At 47.0% G+C, this 18,736-nt stretch carries 15 protein-coding genes and 2 riboswitches; of the genes, 2 read left to right on the top strand and 13 right to left on the bottom strand.

The annotated features are described in order from the left end of the window. From B9A32_RS17735 to cobO, 3 genes are all read right to left on the bottom strand, one after another. Complete coding sequence (locus B9A32_RS17735) at positions 1-201, bottom strand: 2-hydroxymuconate tautomerase family protein (RefSeq protein ID WP_084071303.1); 201 nt, start codon at positions 199-201, stop codon at positions 1-3. Positions 202-326: 125 nt separating this feature from the next. Beyond that, a complete protein-coding gene (locus B9A32_RS17730) occupies positions 327-1,124 on the bottom strand; it encodes a sirohydrochlorin cobaltochelatase (RefSeq protein ID WP_084071302.1) in 798 nt (265 codons plus the stop codon). A gap of 141 nt (positions 1,125-1,265) precedes the next feature. Next, positions 1,266-1,787, bottom strand: coding sequence for a cob(I)yrinic acid a,c-diamide adenosyltransferase (cobO, locus tag B9A32_RS17725; protein WP_084071301.1), 522 nt, complete (start codon positions 1,785-1,787; stop codon positions 1,266-1,268). Positions 1,788-1,804: 17 nt separating this feature from the next. Here cobO and B9A32_RS21925 point away from each other — a divergent pair, with 17 nt between their 5' ends. Further along, the gene (locus B9A32_RS21925) at positions 1,805-1,954 is read left to right on the top strand and encodes a hypothetical protein (protein ID WP_212637997.1); all 150 of its coding nucleotides are present in this window, start codon (positions 1,805-1,807) and stop codon (positions 1,952-1,954) included. A gap of 65 nt (positions 1,955-2,019) precedes the next feature. Next, positions 2,020-2,232, bottom strand: a riboswitch (cobalamin riboswitch). Between the two features lie 62 nt (positions 2,233-2,294). Here the strand turns inward: B9A32_RS21925 and B9A32_RS17720 are convergent. From B9A32_RS17720 to B9A32_RS17680, 10 genes are all read right to left on the bottom strand, one after another. Further along, positions 2,295-2,705, bottom strand: a complete 411-nt coding sequence (locus B9A32_RS17720) for a cereblon family protein (RefSeq protein WP_084071300.1) — start codon at positions 2,703-2,705, stop codon at positions 2,295-2,297. 248 nt (positions 2,706-2,953) lie between these two features. Further along, complete coding sequence (locus tag B9A32_RS17715; RefSeq protein WP_084071299.1) at positions 2,954-3,694, bottom strand: amino acid ABC transporter ATP-binding protein; 741 nt, start codon at positions 3,692-3,694, stop codon at positions 2,954-2,956. Continuing rightward, positions 3,681-4,478: an amino acid ABC transporter permease gene (locus tag B9A32_RS17710; RefSeq protein WP_084071298.1), complete on the bottom strand. Its 798-nt coding sequence runs from the start codon at positions 4,476-4,478 to the stop codon at positions 3,681-3,683. Before B9A32_RS17710 ends, B9A32_RS17715 begins: the two co-directional genes overlap by 14 nt. Before the next feature lie 231 nt (positions 4,479-4,709). Then, positions 4,710-5,429 carry a basic amino acid ABC transporter substrate-binding protein gene (locus tag B9A32_RS17705; protein ID WP_232367222.1) on the bottom strand — a complete coding sequence of 240 codons (720 nt, stop codon included), beginning with the start codon at positions 5,427-5,429 and terminating at the stop codon, positions 4,710-4,712. Between the two features lie 259 nt (positions 5,430-5,688). After that, positions 5,689-8,058 carry a PAS domain-containing hybrid sensor histidine kinase/response regulator gene (locus B9A32_RS17700; protein ID WP_084071296.1) on the bottom strand — a complete coding sequence of 790 codons (2,370 nt, stop codon included), beginning with the start codon at positions 8,056-8,058 and terminating at the stop codon, positions 5,689-5,691. A gap of 242 nt (positions 8,059-8,300) precedes the next feature. Beyond that, on the bottom strand, positions 8,301-11,108 hold the full coding sequence (locus B9A32_RS17695) for a PAS domain-containing hybrid sensor histidine kinase/response regulator (RefSeq protein WP_084071295.1): 2,808 nt from the start codon (positions 11,106-11,108) through the stop codon (positions 8,301-8,303). A 225-nt stretch (positions 11,109-11,333) separates the two neighbouring features. Then, positions 11,334-11,471, bottom strand: a complete 138-nt coding sequence (locus B9A32_RS21420) for a hypothetical protein (RefSeq protein WP_170923890.1) — start codon at positions 11,469-11,471, stop codon at positions 11,334-11,336. Positions 11,472-11,494: 23 nt separating this feature from the next. Then, a complete protein-coding gene (gene cobN, locus B9A32_RS17690; protein WP_084071294.1) occupies positions 11,495-15,379 on the bottom strand; it encodes a cobaltochelatase subunit CobN in 3,885 nt (1,294 codons plus the stop codon). 18 nt (positions 15,380-15,397) lie between these two features. Beyond that, positions 15,398-16,135 (bottom strand): ABC transporter permease, encoded by a 738-nt coding sequence (locus B9A32_RS17685; protein ID WP_084071293.1) that lies wholly within the window; start codon positions 16,133-16,135, stop codon positions 15,398-15,400. After that, positions 16,132-16,968, bottom strand: coding sequence for an ABC transporter ATP-binding protein (locus B9A32_RS17680; RefSeq protein ID WP_084071292.1), 837 nt, complete (start codon positions 16,966-16,968; stop codon positions 16,132-16,134). The genes B9A32_RS17685 and B9A32_RS17680 overlap by 4 nt, the downstream gene beginning before the upstream one ends. Before the next feature lie 120 nt (positions 16,969-17,088). Beyond that, positions 17,089-17,307: riboswitch (cobalamin riboswitch) on the bottom strand. A 282-nt stretch (positions 17,308-17,589) separates the two neighbouring features. Here B9A32_RS17680 and B9A32_RS17675 point away from each other — a divergent pair. Beyond that, on the top strand, positions 17,590-18,576 hold the full coding sequence (locus tag B9A32_RS17675) for a zinc-dependent alcohol dehydrogenase family protein (RefSeq protein ID WP_084071291.1): 987 nt from the start codon (positions 17,590-17,592) through the stop codon (positions 18,574-18,576). Positions 18,577-18,736 lie beyond the last annotated feature (160 nt).

Genomic DNA, 18,736 nt, shown 5'->3' with positions numbered 1-18,736 from the left:
TTATTTCTGTTTTCTCAACTGAGTGACACATTCACCGCCTATGCCCCAGTTGTCCGTTTCCACCTCGTCAATGACCACCACCGTGGTGGCGGGATTTTTACCGAGCACATCCACCAGAAGCTGGGTGGCACCTTTTATCAATGCCAGTTTTTGCTCTTTGGTGACATCCTCATTGGTGATTTTAATGTTCACGTAGGGCATAAAAAACGCTCCTTTGTCTTAATTGTGGAAAAAACCAATTTACATTATGGGTGTAACTGCCGGGGCGAACCCTTTTTCTGACACCGGTCCGCCCACAACAAAGAAAAAACATCCCCATTTTGACATTAAAGGGGAATAACGTCCAGTGCTTCACTGATATGTCTGCAAAAAACCCGGGTGACCCCATCCAGGTGACCCACCCCGTGGGGAACCACAGACACCTCAAGGCCTTTTGCTTCAAATGTCTTTTGCCAGGAATCTTCCTCTTGGGTCAAGTCTTCGATGAAATGGACCCCAGCCACCAGCATCAAAGGAATAATGCGAACTTTTTTAAATCCCCTTTTCAAAATCCTGTCCAGGGTCTCTTCCATCTCGGGGAATCCCTCCACCACACCGCTGAACACCCGGGGACCATACTCTTTTCTCATGATGGCTTCCAGGGCAAAATAAGAGGTCCAGGAGGGATGATCCGTTCCGTGTCCCACCACCACAACAGCTTCATCTTCATTTTTCTGAACCACCGGTGCCAGGGCCTTTGCCACTTCTTGGTAATCTCTGGGAGAAGAGAGCAGGGGAAGTCCAAGGGAAAGACGCATGTCCACCTGGTTACGCTCGGCAGCCAGACGATGAAGCTCATGCCCTCCGATGAGGTGTAACGACTGAAGAACAGCCCATTGACAGCCCCGGTTCTGAAGTTCGGACAGGACCTCTCCGGGATCTTTTAAGTCAAGATTTTTATCCTTTTTTAACGCATATTTTACCATGCGGGAAGAGTATGTCCATATGATATTCAGGTTGGGAAATTCTTCTTTAAAAACAGCGTCCATTTTTTCATAGGTTGAAAAAGCTTTGGCAGTGGTGCCAAAGGCGGTGAGAATAATGGGAACTTCTTGTCGGTCTTTGTGGCGATCAACTTGGCTCATATATACTCCTGATAAATAATTTTAAATCTAAAATCGGCATCTTTCATACAACGTTAAAAGCAGTTTAAATTTTTTAATCAAATTTTCCCGGGAAATGGGTATATCTTTTTCAAAAATGTAAACTGAAAAATAAAGCATACCTTAAAATTCAATTCCTTTTTGGGCAAGGATTCCATTCTGATAAGGATGTTTCACCTCATGCATGTCTGTGACAAGGTCTGCGGAGTCAATGAGCTTCTGGGGGGCATATCGTCCGGTAACCACCACATGAAGATCCTCTCTTCGATGGGTAATGGTGTCTAAAATGGTTTCCGTTTCCAGAAACCCAAGGGTCATCAGGTAGGTGAGCTCATCCAAAAGGACCATGAAATACTCATTGGACACAAGTTTTTCCCTGGCCAGGTCCCATCCTTTAAGGGCAATGGTTCTGTCCTTTTCAAGATCATTGGATTTAAAAGTAAATCCATTACCCATGACATAAAAATCCACCAGATCAATGAATCTTTCCATGGAATAAAGTTCCCCGTACTTCCAGTCTCCTTTAATAAACTGAATGATGCAGATTTTTTTGCCATGACCCAGTGCCCGGAATGTCTGACCCAGGGCCGCGGTTGTTTTTCCTTTACCGTTTCCGGTATTTACCATGAGTAACCCTTTTTCCATTGCTCACTCTCCTTTATATGAAATACTCCGCCAATCAGAGGCGTATTTCATGCTTTGTTGTGGGCAGAGCCGGTTTGGAGTACGGTCCGCCCATGGCGGTTATATCATTTTTCTTTCCTTTTTTTGAATTTTCAGCCCGCCAAAAACAAAAATCCACGGACCGATAACCATCAATCCGTGGATTTCCCTTTTTTATCCATTAGACCATTGGACCATGCGCATTCCCATGCATCATCTTCCTTTTTTTCAGGCAGGTCTTCTGACTTTCGGATCATCCGCTTCACCGCGTCTTCCCGGAACATGGAGATAAGGAGTTATTCCTCACCGTTCCATGCCTTCCAGTGACATAATTGCAGTGTTAGTCCCCGATTACAGCGATGGGCTCGTTCCCGATTTTCACGGGATTCCCTGTTGGGCCAATGGCACCTGAAACAGAACAAAAGTACCCAACCCATCCATATCTGTCAATATTTTTTCCACAGGCTAAATCTGACCCGGGGACGAGAATCATATTAACTGATGAGATATCAGGCAGAAAAAAACGTTTGAAGCGGATGAAAATCGCCATCCGAGATGGTTGAAACATCCCCTGCAATGGGCAATCTGCCACCGATAACCGGGGAACCAGGTAAATTCATCCGATGGCTGTCCTGTGACCACGCATCCCATGGCTTTTTTATAACATGCAGTTTCAAAAACCAGACCATATGGATTGGCAAACACGTGCCGGTGGGCCCCATTTATGGAAATTTCTTCATTTCCATGGGTGATGAGATGCCCACATGCCGCACAAAGGATACCCCGGTCAAAAACCTCATCTTCTTGGGACTCTTCCCGGCTTTGTTGGGATGGCGGCGCTACGGGATCTGTTTTATCCGGAAGATGTTTAAAACAGATTGGAGTATTTTGATCACACATAAAATATCCCCCCCATGAAAAAAAGTAGTGCATAGTAAAGGCCGGGATTTAGAATGATAGATCTCCCAGAGCAGTGTATCCCTGACCTGTTCAGAATCAGCTATCCTAAAATTAAGACTTGACGTTGCAGTAGTGTACAGTCAAGGCAAGATTTAGAATTAAACATGCGACAGAGTATTACGCCGCAGCATATTTGAAAACGGGCAACCCTAAAATCAAGTGATGACAATGCAGCAGCATAGCTTAATTTACAAAATCTGGGATAGAAATAATTTGGTTCTATCGTGCTCAGGGGCACTGAAAAAATGCTCTGGCGTACCGGTCTCAATGATTTTTCCTTTATCCATAAAAATCACTTTATCGGCAACTTCCCTGGCAAATCCCATTTCATGGGTGACACAAACCATTGTCATCCCCTCCTTGGCAAGATTCACCATAACATCCAGTACCTCACCGATCATTTCAGGATCAAGGGCAGACGTGGGTTCATCAAAAAGCATTATTTTGGGATTCATTGCCAAAGCCCTGGCAATGGCCACCCGTTGCTGCTGACCACCGGATAACATTTTGGGATATACGTGGGCTTTATCACTGATTCCCACTTTATGCAGAAGTTCCATGGCAATTTTTTCAGCTTCATTTTTTGACAGCTTTTTCAATTTCATGGGGGCCATCATAAGATTTCCCAGCACGGTTTTATGGGGAAAAAGGTTAAAGCTTTGAAAAACCATGCCAAGTTCCTGGCGAATGGCATTGATATCGTTATCTCTATCATTTATATCTTTGCCGTCAATGATGATATGGCCCTTGTCTATCTCCTCCAGGCGGTTAATGGAGCGCAGCATGGTTGACTTTCCAGAACCGGAAGGGCCGATGACCACCACTTTTTCCCCGGGTGAAATATCAAGATTAATGTCATCCAAGGCGCATAAGTTACCAAAATATTTATAAACGTCTTTTATTTGAATAATGGCATCAGTAGCCTTCATAATAATTTAACCTTTCTTCCATTTTGCTTACGGCTTTGGATAAAATAAGGGTAATCACAAGATATACCAGGGCAACCATGGTGTATGCCTCAAAATAACTGAAAGTCACGCTGGCAAACTCACGTCCCCGCCTCAATATATCGGCAACGGCCAGAATGGAAACAAGGGAACTGTCCTTTAAAAGGGCAATAAATTCATTTCCCACAGGAGGAAGAATGGTTTTCCATGACTGGGGTAAAATAACCATGAACATGGTTTGCGTCTTGTTAAATCCAAGGGATCGGGCCGCTTCGCCCTGCCCTTTGTCAATGGATGCAATTCCGGCCCTGAACACCTCTCCCATATAAGCGCCATAACAGATTCCCATGGCAATGATGGCTGACGGTAATTCTGAGATCTGCAAAAATTCAAAACGCCCCAGGGCGTAATAAATATAAAAAAGCTGAACCAACAAAGGAATACCCCGCACAATCTCCACATAGGTTGATGCAACGGTATTGATTATTTTGTTGTCTGAAATACGTCCCAAACCGGTGAAAAGCCCTATAATTAAAGACAGAAAAATGGAGGCAATGGTGACCTGAAAGGTGACCAGGATTCCGTCCGGTAAGAATTTTAACACTTCCCAATACATATCCGGGTCTACGAGGCAGAGATAAATAATACAACCAATGGCGCCAAAAAAGGATATGGACCAGGCATTTACCAGTCCTTTGTCTTTTTTTACAGGGATGGCTGCACCGTCGCCGACTTCTATGTTAATGGGATGACTTTTGTCTGCCATTTTGGCACTCCAGATTATTATTTTTTTTATGTGAAAAAGCAGCTACCTTTTCATTCTCTCCGGTAACAAAAATATGTAAATATTCGGGCAGTACACTATCTTCACTCATTTGGACCTGCTCACATAGCAATAGTATGCTACGCAGTCCCAACTAAGCGAAGATGGGCACTGGCCAAACATTTACAAAACCAACCCGAATATTTACAAAATATATACCGGAAATTTAATTGATTAGAACCATTTATTAAAAATTCTATCGTATTCACCGGACTCTTTTACTTTTTTCAAAGCATCATTAACCAGTTTGAGTTTATCCTGGGATGCGCCTTTTTTAAAAGCAAAACCCAGATATTCCGGGGTATCAGATTTCAACAAAAAAGCAAGGGACAAATCCTTGGAATACTGTTCATTTGTAAGCGCATAATCGGCAGCAACAGCATCATCACACACCACAACATCAATGCGACCGTTATATAAATCTTCCACAGCAAGGCCGATTTCATCATAGGATTTCATGGTAACCCCTTTGATTTTTCGTGTCACCAGGAAGCCTGTGGTGCCGATCTGGGCACCGGCTTTTTTACCGGCCAAATCTGCCTTGGATTTAATATTTGCACCTTTTTTTGCGATGACACCCTGCTTTACTTCAAAATAAGGATCACTGAAAGTCATGACCTTCTTACGGACGTCTGTGATGGAAACAGAGGATGCAATCATGTCATACTTACCTGCGGCAAGGCCTGCAAAAATACCGTCCCAGGCTGTGTTTCGAATATCAAACTTAATATCACTGACCTTTTCCATGGCAGCCAGCAGTTCCGGGGCAAAACCTGTGATGGTTTTGTCTTTGTTCACATACTCCATGGGGGGCCATGTGGCATCAGAGGCAACGGTGATGTTTGTTTGTGAAAATGCACTGGGAACACACATGAAAAGAATTAACGCAATCATTATACTTTTTTTCAACATGGTAAAATACTCTCCTGATAATTAAAAAAATCAATTTTGCTTAATACTCAAGCTCTTGATATCTTATACACAAAAAGAAGGTATTATCACATCTTTAATAGAAATGACAAGAAGAGTATACCAAACACGAAAACGACATTCTTGTAAATTTTAAGCAACATTCCAAATGGTTTTATTGTATGGTTTGCTTTTCATCCTCTGATTTTTCATTTTTATAACCGCGGAATACCCCATTTCCCGTTCATTTGGAATGTTCCAGCACATCTCTGACTTTAACGGCCAGCTCCCTTTTGGAAGCCGGTTTTTGAAGAAAATGCACCCCTTTCTCCAAAACACCGTGGCGGGCTATAACGTTGGCTGTGTAGCCGGACATAAACAAACATTTGAGAGCCGGGAAAAGAACCTGTAGCTGTTCAGCAAGCTCCCTGCCGTTCATCCCGGGCATCACCACGTCTGTTATGAGTAAAAGAATTTTTTCAGAGTGTTCTCTGGCCATGCTCAGGGCGTCGCCAGGAGTAGCTGCGGTCAACACCCTATAGTTCAATCCTTCCAGTATTTTTCGCATAAGGGCCAAAATCGACACCTCGTCCTCTACCACCAGAACAGTCTCACCATTTCCATGGGGAATTTCTGCTATGCTCTGGGATTGACTTCTGTCTGCCTTTCCCAGGTACCGGGGAAAGTAGAGCTCAAAAGTGGTTCCTTCACCCAGTTCACTGCAGACGTTGATAAACCCATTATTTTGTTTAACAATACCATATACTATGGATAGTCCCAAGCCGGTTCCCCGGCCGAGCTGCTTTGTGGTAAAAAAAGGATCAAAAATCTGATCACGGGTCTCTTTGTTCATACCATCGCCGTCATCTCTGAGTGCCAGCATCACATATTCTCCCGGAAGAAAGCCTTTATGAACAGCACAATAGGCTTCGTCAAATACGACGTTCTGGGTTTTAATGGTAATTTTACCCACATCGGCAATGGCATCCCGGGCATTAACGCAAAGATTGGCCAAAATCTGGTCAAGCTGAGCCGGATCAATTTTTATCGTCCATAGAGCTGACCCGGCTTTCCACACCAAATCAATATCCTCTCCGATGAGCCGCCGGAGCATCTTAAGCATATTTTCCACGGTGGTGTTCAAATCGACGACTTCCGGAGCAATGGTTTGTTTGCGTGCAAAGGCCAGCAATTGCCGGGTAATGTCCGCAGAGCGATTGGCAGCAGATAAAATTTCCTGGAGATTTTCATGAATCAGATCATTCGGTTCCACCTCATCCATGGCAAGTTCAGTATAGCCTGTAATTACGCTGAGCATGTTGTTGTAATCGTGGGCCACTCCGCCAGCTAAGCGCCCCACCGATTCCATCTTCTGGGCCTGGAACAACTGTTCCTGAAGCTTTGTTTTTTCCATTTCCTGGGTCTTTGTTGCTGTAATGTCGCTGCCGATGCCCCCGATAAGCACCGGCTGTCCCTCTTTATCGTGCATCAGGGTCTTTCGGTCACGAATCCAGCGAATCTCACCATCCGGCCGGACAATGCGATACTCGGCCTGTGCCTGACCATTTTTGAACAACTTTTCAGTGCTGGCTTCTGCAATGGCTTTATCATCTGGATGAACCATTTCAAACCACAGGCCGGGGTTGGATCTAAAATCAGCCTCGGATATTCCGTATATCATCTCAAAGGCATGGTTGACATCCAGTATATGTGCCCCATCTGCAGTGGCCGTCCAGGTTACATCCATCAACTGGCCGGTGAGCAAATGAAAGCGATCCCTACTTTCTTTCAACTCAATTTCAGCCTGCTTACGTCGGGTGATATCCTGAATCTGGGCGATAAAAAATAACGGATCTCCCTCTCTGTCACAAACCAATGAGACATTAACCTGTATCCAGATAAGATGTCCTTGCTTATGCAGGTAACGCTTCTCCCTTTCGTAGGACCCAACCTCACCCGCCAATAACTGAGTCAAGTTTGCAAAATCAGGCTCAAGATCCTCTGAATGGGTAATTTCCTGAAAGGTTTTGGTCAACAATTCCGCTTCAGAATATCCAACGGCCCGGCAAAGTGCCGTATTTATTTTTAAAAATTGTCCCTCAATCGTTACCAGGGCCTTTCCAATGGGGGAACATTCAAATGCAATTCGCAACATCTCCTCTGCTTCGGCCAACTTTGCCGTGCGTTGCCGCATTTGCGCGTCCAGACCGGTATAGAATTCTTCCAGGGCCTTTTCCTCCTGTATGCGATCGGTAATTTCAGATAGCGTTGCCACTGCCCCGATAATACAGCCCTTTTCATCTTTCACAGGAGAACCTTTTGATAACCATGAACCTTGAGATGGCAGCCATTCCTGGTTCTGTGGGGTTAACTCGGCTTTGTGCGGTGCTCCGGTTTTAATTGCCTTGATCACCGGACAATCACGGCAGGGCCTTTCAAGACCCCAAATAGAGTAACACTTTTTCCCTTCACCCTCCTGAAGAGATACACCTGTCGCTTCCTGATAGGCTTTATTTACCCAGATAATATTGTAATCCGTGTCATAAACCGCAATAATAGCCGGTGTCACATCAAGGATATCCGTTTTAAGGGCATTGCGAATCGCTAATTTCAATATATACTCACCTCTATTCAGAGCATTTACTTAACGCAATTAAATGCCTGATTATAAAATTCATTGTACGTCTTAAGCCTTCCAAAACTAAGGACTTTTTACCAGCCAGATAAGATCAATACCCTCTATATCCACTGGACAAGCATTTTAAACAGGATCTTAATTCATACCCCATGGAATGATTTCAATTTCAAGGAAACACATTATGTGGCTGCAAATCGAAAAATTTATGACTGACGAGTTTACCTCAATGCTTCCCGGACACCGGTACCAAGCTGTTTTCTTGAAAACGGTTTCTGGATAAAATTAACATCATCCTCCAGAACGCCGTGGTGGGCAATGACATTGGCGGTATAGCCGGACATGAACAGACACCTCAGATCCGGACAAATGGACAAAATATTCTCAGCCAGATCCCGACCATTCATTTCAGGCATAATCACGTCGGTTAAAAGCAGATGGATTTCGCTCTTATGGGTCTGTGCCAGATGAAGGGCCTCTTCCGGTGCCTGTGCTTTCAAGGTTTTATACCCAAGGCTTTCAAGCATTTGAGCTGTCATTGCAAGAATGGAAAATTCGTCTTCCACAATCAGAATTGTCTCGTTACCGCGCTCAATGGGAAAAGATGTTTTTTTATTCATCAGATCCTCAGATACGATCTTATGGCGTGGAAAGTAGAGTTTAAATGAGGTTCCATGGTCAGGTTCGCTGTACACATCAACAAAACCGTTATTTTGTTTAACCACACCGTAAATCATGGATAGACCCAGCCCTGTCCCCTGATCAGATACTTTGGTGGTAAAAAAAGGTTCAAAAATATTGGGCAAAATCTCAGGGTCCATACCGCACCCATTATCACTGACGGCAAGCATGGCATATTCACCCGGAATTAAGCCGGGATGATCAGGGCAGCAGGTTTCATCAAAGACAACGGCGGCGGTTTCAATGGTGATTTTGCCAACATCTGCGATGGCATCCCTGGCATTGATACAGAGATTGGCGAGAATCTGATCCACTTGACCGGGATCCATCTTCACCGGCCACACCTTTTTACCCGGTTTCCATTCCAAATCAATATCTTCGCCAATGAGTCTCTGCAGCATCCGGGTCATCCCCTCCACGGTTTTATTCAGGTCAAGCACCCTGGGCGAAATGGTCTGTTTGCGGGCAAATGCCAGAAGCTGACGCGTCAGGTCAGCTGAGCGTTCCGCTGCTTTCCTGATTTCCTCAAACCGATCATAAAGAGGAGAACTTTGATCCACATCAAGCAAGGCCAGGCCTGCATGGCCGATGATGACGCTGAGCATGTTATTGAAATCGTGTGCCACCCCCCCTGCCAGTCGGCCCACTGCCTCCATCTTCTGGGCCTGGCGAAGACTTTGCTGGAGTTCCTCCCGTTCCTTTTCCGATCGTTTTTCCTCACTGATATCCCTGAACTCTACGACCCTGACACGTTTACCCCTGTAGGGGATATTCCGGGCATCCAGACGTATTGGATAGCGTTCACCATTTTTACGTACACCTGTTGCCTCATATGGCATTTCATGGCCGGTATCGATATTTCTTTTTACCCTGTGACGGGTATCATCAGAAATAAGTAGCAGTCCATCCATCCCGATCAATTCATGGTAATCATACCCGGTAATTGTTGACAAACCTTTGTTGCATTCCAGAATTCGTCCCTTGTCATGGATGGCAATCCCCCCAAAAGAAGCGTTATGCAATGCCCGAAAACGTTCCTCACTCTCTTTTAAGGCCACCTCGGACTTAATTTTCTCTGTGATGTCATAATTAATTCCTGTCATGTGAAGCGCATTGCCACGGTTATCCCGGGAAACGGCAGCATGGGCCTTCATGACCCGAACCTGTCCATCGGGGCGAACAATGCGAAATTGGGTATCAAATTCCTTTTCCCCCCTTAATGTCTGTTCCACCTCTTGGCTGCTGCGCTCAAGATCATCAGGATGCACCCCTGCCTGCCAGGCTTCATATACACCGGAGAAACTGTCCCGGTTCAAACCATAAAGGCGAAACATTCCGTCATCCCATTCAAGCCGATTGTTCTGAACATCCAGATCCCAAATGCCGAAATGAGCCGATTTTGCTGCTAACCTCATCTTTTCATTGGTTAGAACCACCGATTGCTGGGCTTGTTTCATCTCGGTAATATCTACAAAACTAATCACAACCTGCTCAACGACTGCATCCTCTTTCAGTACCGGGAATCCATTTACCAGCACCCAGACAACATCATTGGTTCCAGAACGTAAAGCGCCGACGATTTGATTATGCAATTCTTTTTTACTGGACAATACCCGATTGACCGGGTATTCCGCCGTGGGCATTTCACTGCCGTCATTGCGTAAAAACTGCCAGTGATCATTGACTGCCCCTATTCCCATGAGTTGTTCTTCTGATAACCCCAGAAGTCTGCATGCGGTTTGATTGGCCACCATGATGGACGTGTCCGGCCCATGAACGATCACTCCAGCATTCAAGTTGTTCAAAAGGCTTTTATGGGTTTTCTCGATTTTATTTTTTTTATTCTCCAGGCGCCGGTAGTCGCTGATATCCCGTAGAAAACAAACAAATCGTCCTCCCAGTTCAGTTTGCAACTGAATACTGACTTCAACATCAAAAACTGTTCCGTTTTTACGCCGATGCCGGGATTCAAATCGATCAGAGCCTTTTTTGAGCATTTCCTGGATGCGCTGCCCCACATGCTCTGCCGTTTCAAGGACCTCCAGATCAGAAACGTGCATTCCCACGAGTTCTTCTTCTCGGTAACCGCTCATGCGGCAATAGGCGTCATTGACATCAAGGATTCGTCCGTTAAGGTCAGTCAGCCAATACCCGTCCATGGCCGCTTTGAGGATAATTCTGTAATGCCCTTCTCTGTTATAAATGAATTTTGTTTTTTTGGGCCATCTGAGCCTGGTTAGTCCATTTTCAAAAATGGATATTATCAGGACTTGAATAAAGGACAAAAACTTTCCCGGAAGTTTTTTGAAATGTTCGATATTAACAAACTTTTTAAGCCCATATGTCATTTTTAACCCCCGGCATAATGTTTACCCTGCTGAGCATAAGAACAAGAGCAGCTCAGGGGACCAGACAATTCCCCTATTACCGATATTACGCATTGGATAGCCAAAACATGTTTTAATTGAGCAAGGTTGCCACCCAATGCGCCATAAGATACTTTTATATTTAAAGGAACCTGATAAACATTCCTAACAATGCCGTATGACAGTGTCAAGGGTTTTCAAAATACACTATCTTTTAAAAGAGGCCTGCTTCCGTCGTCGCAAAAGTTTTACCATGATTTCAATAATCACAATTCCAAGGGGAACAGCCACCCCTCCGCATATAAACCCTTGCCAGAATTCAGATAAACCACTCCACCATCCCATTTTTAATATATCCCTCCTGTTATCTATTCAACCAGTTCTTCAATATCGCCCTCGGCATCCAGAAAAGCCTCCTGCATTTTTGCCATCATCCCATCATCGGGCTGCCACATCCCCCGGGCCGCCGCCTCCAGTAATTTATCCAGAATGTTTTGAAGGGCATAGGGATTTACCTGCTTCATCCATTCCTGAATCTCCCTGTCCAGGGGAACTTTATCTGCAAAACGCCGGTACATGAAATCATCAATGACATTGGCGGTGGCATCCCAGCCAAATATGATATCCATGGTTTTGGAAAGATCTCCGGCCCCTTTGTATCCATGGGCCTTTAACCCTTCTATCCATTTGGGATTAAGCAGGCGGGATCTGAAAATATGCCGGGCCTCTTCAGCGGTGGTACGCACCTTTACATGCCCGGGATCGGCACTGTCCCCGGCCATGGAAAAGGGCCGCTCATTTTTCACCGACTGCACTGCGGAGATCAGCCCACCGTGATAGCTATAATAATCCGTGCACAGCATCATGTCCTTTTCCCGGGTGTCCTCATTTTTCACCGTGGCGGACATGCGGCCCAGGGCCCGTTTAAATCCCGTGGTATGGGGTTGTCCATAGGTACTCTGACCATAGGCATGGGAAGACCATTTAATGTACATATCACCAAGATCTTCCCGGGTCTGCCACTGTTTGGATTCCACCAGTGTGGAAACACCGGACCCATAACTGCCGGGCGCTGCACCAAATATGCGAAAGGTGGCATCCCTGAAGGCAGCTTCTGTATCCATACCCTTTTTTACCAGGGTTTCCATGTCCATGGTGACATGGCCACGGATGAAATTGGACTCATGGGGCTCTTTTAGCCGGGCCACCATCTGAACCCCCTTGTCAATGAGATCGATGAGCAGTGGAAAGGCATCCCTGAAAATTCCGGAAATGCGGGGCGTCACATCAATGCGGGGCCGCCCCAGCTCAGACAGGGGAATCACCTCCACCCCGCGCACATTTCCGGAGCCTGCCTGCCACACCGGTTTTACCCCCATGAGATAAAGGATTTCAGCAATATCATCCCCTTTGGAACGCATGGTGGGGCTGGCCCAGAGGATCACGCCCACATTGTCGGGCCAGGAACCGTGTTCTTCCATGTACTTTAAAATCAGCGCATCCCCCAACCGTTTACCCACCTCCCATGCGGCCGGAGTGGGAATCTTCTGGGGATCCACGGAAAAAAAGTTTCGGCCCGTGGGCAAAATATCTGCCTGCCCCCGGCTGGGAGCACCGGAGGGTCCGGGGGGCACAAATTTGCCGTCAAAACTGTCAAGACAACTGGTAATTTCCCGGCGGGTTTCCATGAGGCGGGGCAAAAGGGTGGTGTGAACATATTGCAGCACCGCTTCAATATCCCCATCCATCTGTCCCATATGCCGGGTAATGATTTCATTAATCCCACTGCCCGGCACCATTGCTTCTCCGGGCTCATCCTTTGTATCACCCATGTTGAGTTTTCCGGCCTGAATGCCGGCGTCACCATCATTGTCACGGCCATGGAATTTTTCAGCAATCAAATGGGAAGATAGTTCAACCACATCCCCAAGCAGATCCAATGCCAGGGCATGGGCATTTCCAATGATCTGCCCTCCGGTGAGATTTTGTTTTCTGTCCACCACACTGCCCCGGCGCCGGGTCACGGTTTCCATGTCATACCCCAGTGCAGAAACAATGGCGCTGCGCAATGAAGGAATATTGCCATTGGCAAGGCGGGTCATCTGGGCCAGGGTTTCCACCAGGTTCCGGCCCATGGGAGACTGTCCCAGAATATGGAGTCCCCGGGTGATGGCTGTATCACCGATTTCAGTTAAATATTCATGGAGCTTTTCCATGAATCCGGGGAAATCTTCCATGGCCCGGGTGTGGTCAATTCCAAGATCCTTATCCAGATCCGCCGCCGCCACCGCTTCCCAGACCATGGAACAAAGGATTTCAAGTTTGCCCTGATCCTGCACCCGGGCCTCCCGGTACTCTTTAACCAGGTTCTCCACATCAATAAGATCATCATAAATGTCTGCATGGGTTAAAGCCGGGGGCAGATGATCCACAATGCAGGCAGCGGAGCGTCGTTTGGCCTGGGTTCCCTCCCCGGGATCATTGATAATATAGACATAGGCATTGGGCAAATCCATGATGGCCCGGTCTGGATAACAATTTTCACTTAACCCCACGGCTTTGCCCGGCAGCCATTCCAATGAGCCGTGTTTCCCCACGTGGAGCACGGCATCGGCCTTGAATACTTCTTTAATCCAGCGGTAATGGGCCAGATAGTGATGGGGACACGACAGGTGGGGATCATGGTATAATTTATCAATGTCCTCAAAATATCCCCGGGGGGGCTGGATGGTGAGAAACACATTGCCATTAATAATACCGGGGAACATCAGTTTGTTTTCATGGACAAAAAGTTTTCCCGGCATGGCTCCCCAGTCCCGGACCATTTTCTCTTTCATCTCCCCGGGCAGGCTTTCATGCCAGGGGAGATATTGCACAGAAGAAGCCGTGGCAACGGCCCGTTGTGCCATCTGCTCGGGCAAGAGCCATCGTTGGTCACAGGTCATGCCATTGATGAGCTCCCGGGCAAGGTCATCCCCGGAGACATGTTTTTTTTCCAGTTTGTATCCCTGTTTTTCCATCTCCATCAACAATTGGCTGATACTTTCAAAGCTGTCCAGACCCGATGCACAACCGATGCGATCGTTGCGGGGAGGATGGTGATGAAAAATAATGGCGATTTTTTTTTCTGCATTGATTTTATGGCCAAGGCGTGCCCAGTTCAGGGTCAGGTTAACCAGTTTTTCAACCCGTTCCGGTATGGGAACATATCGATTAATGGCCGAGCCGGTGATGGGGTCCACACCGCTGAACTGTTTGGATGCCACGGGCACCCCAATGATCACCCCGTCCAACTCTGGCTGGGCCACGGAGATGGTGATGTCCACATTATTCAAGCCCTGGTCACTTTCTTCCCACTGGGCAATGGTGCGACCGGTGCACAATGCCTGGATCACCGGCACATTGAGATCTTCCAACAGATGTTTATACTCCGGTGCCACCATGCCAAGGCTGAACATCACAGGATTAATAAGGGCATCAATGACAGGTCTGCCATTGTCCATGAAATAGTGCTCCACCACATAATCTGCGCCATGACTTTTTATGAGCTTATCCCGGAACCGGGTATGAAACACACAAAGGACATTGGCACCCTGTTTTTCCACCTCCCGGATCAGGGCATCAATGTGGGCCTTGTTGTCAGTGACCCAGAAATTTTGGTAAAACCAGATACCAATGGTGGGTTTGCCTGAATCAAAACCATTGCTGTAATCGGTTAATTCGGGGATATGATCCAGGTCCGGGTGATAAATACCCTCATGGGGGGGACGCACCGGGGGTTTTACAACAAGTTGTTTCTGGAAGCTGACATTATAGAGGGAAATGAGCATCTGCAGAAGATTGTCCACACCGCCATAGCGATAATATCGACTCAAATTATGCCAATTTTGGGTATCAACCCCATTGGAGAAGGCTTCCACCATCTCCATGGACCGGGCATTGCTGCCCGTGGGTTGAACGTGAAAATAGGGTGTTTTTTCACCATTTTTTCGTTTCAACTCCAGCTTTTTAATAAAAGCATCCCAAGCCGGAAAGGAGCGTCGGCCCGACATGAGGGTGATGATGACAATATCAGCATCCAGGGCCTTTGTAATGAACTGCTGCTGCAAGGATTCATTGTCTTCAAGCTGGGTTCTGCTCCTGGCAAACACAGACATGGGCCCCACCTGTTCCCGGAATTTATGGATGGCAAGGCTTAAATTGGGAATTTCATTGGTGGTGACGCTGAAATAAACAAGTTGTATTGTATGCATCGTTTCCCCTCCAACAGGTTAATCCTTGGCCCGCTCCACACACCAGACAGCAAGGCCAAAAAATAAAGAACCAATGATAAAAAGCAGAACATAGGAAAACAGATTCACCGGTTCCCCCAGACATGCGGCCCTAATGGCTTTGGATGCATGGGTCAGGGGCAGCAGATTTAAAATGGCCCCGGCCCATTGGGGCAACCGATCCACAGGAAAGAAAGTCCCCCCCAGAAATGCCATGGGGGTGATGATAAAATTGGTGAGCATGGCCTGGTCTGCATGGGATTTCACCACCATGGCAAGCCCCACAGCCAAAGAGGCAAACACAAAACTGTTGAGCAAAAGCGCCATGAAAAAAGCAAAACCGTAATGGAGACGCACACCAAACAAAAACCCCAGCACCATGATAACACCAATGGCAAGCAACGCCCTTGTCATCCCGGCCAGTACCTCCCCTGCCACATAGGCAAACTTACTGATGGGGGCGGCCTGGAACTCCTCAAAAATATGCCAGTAAAACCTGGCAATGTTGATTTCGCTGGCAATGGCAAAGGCCTGGGTCATGGATCCCATGGCAATGAGTCCGGGAATGAGAAACTCCAGGTAAGAGTGTCCATCAATGGAGACCCCACGGCCCACGGCATAGCTGAAAGCGGTGAGATAAAGAAAAGGGGAGATGGACCAGGAGGGGATCTGTCGGCTCAGTCGCCGTTTCAGAATCAGCATCTCTCGAACATATATGGCAATAATTCCCTGTATCATTTTACTTTTTTCCCTGTCAAATCCAGAAAAGCGTCTTCCAGATTGACCCGTCTTAGGGTGAATTGTTCCGACCGGTTGGTGTTAAAGGTGTCGGCCTCTTCCCTGGTTTTAAAATAAAGGGTTTCCATGACATCTGCCACCAGGCGGTCAATGGCCCAGGCCCCCCGGGCCGCCATGAGGTTGGCCGGGGTATCCAGGGCCACCATGGAACCCTGGTCAATGAATGCCACCCGGTCTGCCAGGAATTCTGCTTCCTCAATGTAGTGGGTGGTCAAAAATATGGTGGTTCCCTGCTGCTGTATTTTTTTAATCAATGTCCAGATTTTACGACGGATGGCGGCATCCAGTCCCACCGTGGGTTCATCCAGGAACAATACCCCGGGACTGTGCAGCAATGCCCTTGCAATCATCAATCGTCGTTTCATCCCCCCGGACAAGGTTTTCACCAGACTCTTTTTCTTGGGAGACAATTCCACATAGTCAAGTAGCTCATTAACCCGCCCGGCAATATCCGATGATGCCATATGGTAAAGCCAGCCATGGATCAAGAGATTTTCCTGCACGGTCAGCTCCTGGTCCAGGTTGATGGCCTGGGGCACCAGACCATACTGTTTTTTTGCATCCCCTGTCTGGGTGGCAATATCAAAGCCGTTGATAAGACAGGTACCTGCCGTGGCCCGGGTCAGTCCGGTGAGAATGCGAATGGTGGTGGTTTTACCGGCCCCGTTGGGTCCGAGATAGGCAAATATTTCACCTTTTTTAACATGGACATTCACCCCTTTCAGGGCTTTGACATCCTTGTAGGTTTTAACCAGATTTCTAACCTGTATCATATGACATAGCTCGCTTTTTAGGTTCGCTAAAAATAAAAAACCACAGACCGATCAATGTCAATCTGTGGATTTCCCTTTTTATCCATTAAGACCATTGGCCTGCGTGCACTCCCATGCATCACAGCCATTATTGTCCAGGCAGGTCTTCTGACTTTCGGATCGTCCGCTTCACCGCGTCTTCCCGGATCATTGAAACCAAAGAAAATATTGATCCCTTGGGCTTTCAATCCCTCCAGTGACTTCATGGCGGTGTTTGTCCCCGATTACAGCGATGGGCTCGTTCCCGACTTTCACGGGATTCCCTCTTAGGCCAATGGCACCTGACACAGATGCAAAATTATCCAACTTACTCTTAGCTGTCAATCTCTTTCTATAACCGCCACGTGCGGACCGTATTCTGACCTCGTTCCGCCCACAACAAAGCTTGAAATACAACTCTGATTTGAGGAGTATTTCATACAACGGGCATGTCCTGGTGGACACAACGAAGATGCGTTAAATCTGGAGAAATGTGAAGAGATCATCGGTGTTATGAAAGGGATGTTCGATGTTGCAAACCCAAATAGAGAATAATTCAACTCAGACATAAATTTTAAACACATAAGCAGGGAGAAAAGACCAATGAAAGCAATGATAATTAAAGAATTTGGTAATTCCGATGTATTTGAGACAGCAAAGATCAATAAACCAGAGGTAAAACCGGGCCATGTATTGGTTAAAATTGCAGCAACCAGTATCAATACTGTCGATACAATGATTCGGCAGATGGGCAAGGGACTGCCGATTTCACCGGTGCTTCCCGCTGTTCTGGGGATGGATTTCGCCGGAATCGTTGAAGAAGTTGGCCAAGATGTCTTGGAATATACCGTGGGGGACGAAGTATACGGCTGTGCCGACGGGCTGGGTGATCTGTCCGGCACCCTGGCCGAATACATGGTTGCTGATGCCAACCTTATCGCCCATAAGCCCCAAAAGCTAACCATGCGGGAAGCGGCTGCGTTGCCGCTGGTTGGTATTACGGCTTATGAAGGACTGATGCGATCCGGCATTACCCAGGGCCAGAAGGGACTGGTCCACGGCGGTTCCGGCGGCGTTGGCCATGTGGCCCTGCAGCTGGCATGCCATTTCGGTGCCCAGGTTTATGCAACGGGTGGCGGTGACAAGCAGCTGGACTTGATTAAAAAATTGGGAGCAACCGCCATCAATTATAAGACGGAAACCGTTGCCGATTATGTTGAAAAACATACGGATGGAAATGGTTTTGATGTGGTTTTTGATTCAGTGGGCGGGCCCAATATGGCCAACTCCTTTGAAGCCGCAGCCCTCAACGGCCAGGTTGCTTCCACGGTTGCCATGGTTGAGATGGATCTGTCTCTGGCCCATTTCAAGGGACTCTCTTTGCACGTTGTTTTCATGCTGATTCCCATGATCCACAACTTCAAACGGGAAGCCCATGCTGAAATTTTGAAAAAACTGGCAGAGATTGTCGATGCCGGCAACTTGCAGCCGGTCCTGGATGATCAGAGGTTTTCCCTTGAAGACGCCGGTAAAGCCGATGATCGTCTTTCAAGCGGCCAGCCAATGGGTAAAGTCGTCGTTGAGATATAGCTACATATGAAATTCACAGGAACCACATACCGGCCACCCTATGAAGGCAACAGCCTGCTGCTAACCCTAAAACAAGCGTGTTCATTAAAGTTCGATCGCGGACAGCTTCGATATTCTTAAAAGGATACCTTTGTAGCATAATTGAAAAAAACAAGAAAAA

The sequence above is a fragment of the Desulfocicer vacuolatum DSM 3385 genome, from assembly GCF_900176365.1.
Classification (GTDB): domain Bacteria; phylum Desulfobacterota; class Desulfobacteria; order Desulfobacterales; family Desulfobacteraceae; genus Desulfocicer; species Desulfocicer vacuolatum.
The sequence above is the reverse complement of the archived record's forward strand: the minus strand, read 5'-3'. Positions and strand labels throughout refer to the sequence as shown.

Coding starts and splice junctions, on each gene's coding strand:
- B9A32_RS17735 (WP_084071303.1), bottom strand. CDS start 201: ATGCCCTACGTGAACATTAAAATCACCAATGAGGATGTCACCAAAGAG.
- B9A32_RS21420 (WP_170923890.1), bottom strand. CDS start 11,471: ATGGGATGGTGGAGTGGTTTATCTGAATTCTGGCAAGGGTTTATATGC.
- cobN (WP_084071294.1), bottom strand. CDS start 15,379: ATGCATACAATACAACTTGTTTATTTCAGCGTCACCACCAATGAAATT.
- B9A32_RS17730 (WP_084071302.1), bottom strand. CDS start 1,124: ATGAGCCAAGTTGATCGCCACAAAGACCGACAAGAAGTTCCCATTATT.
- B9A32_RS17720 (WP_084071300.1), bottom strand. CDS start 2,705: ATGTGTGATCAAAATACTCCAATCTGTTTTAAACATCTTCCGGATAAA.
- cobO (WP_084071301.1), bottom strand. CDS start 1,787: ATGGAAAAAGGGTTACTCATGGTAAATACCGGAAACGGTAAAGGAAAA.
- B9A32_RS21925 (WP_212637997.1), top strand. CDS start 1,805: ATGAAATACTCCGCCAATCAGAGGCGTATTTCATGCTTTGTTGTGGGC.
- B9A32_RS17715 (WP_084071299.1), bottom strand. CDS start 3,694: ATGAAGGCTACTGATGCCATTATTCAAATAAAAGACGTTTATAAATAT.
- B9A32_RS17695 (WP_084071295.1), bottom strand. CDS start 11,108: ATGACATATGGGCTTAAAAAGTTTGTTAATATCGAACATTTCAAAAAA.
- B9A32_RS17685 (WP_084071293.1), bottom strand. CDS start 16,135: ATGATACAGGGAATTATTGCCATATATGTTCGAGAGATGCTGATTCTG.
- B9A32_RS17705 (WP_232367222.1), bottom strand. CDS start 5,429: ATGATTGCGTTAATTCTTTTCATGTGTGTTCCCAGTGCATTTTCACAA.
- B9A32_RS17710 (WP_084071298.1), bottom strand. CDS start 4,478: ATGGCAGACAAAAGTCATCCCATTAACATAGAAGTCGGCGACGGTGCA.
- B9A32_RS17675 (WP_084071291.1), top strand. CDS start 17,590: ATGAAAGCAATGATAATTAAAGAATTTGGTAATTCCGATGTATTTGAG.
- B9A32_RS17680 (WP_084071292.1), bottom strand. CDS start 16,968: ATGATACAGGTTAGAAATCTGGTTAAAACCTACAAGGATGTCAAAGCC.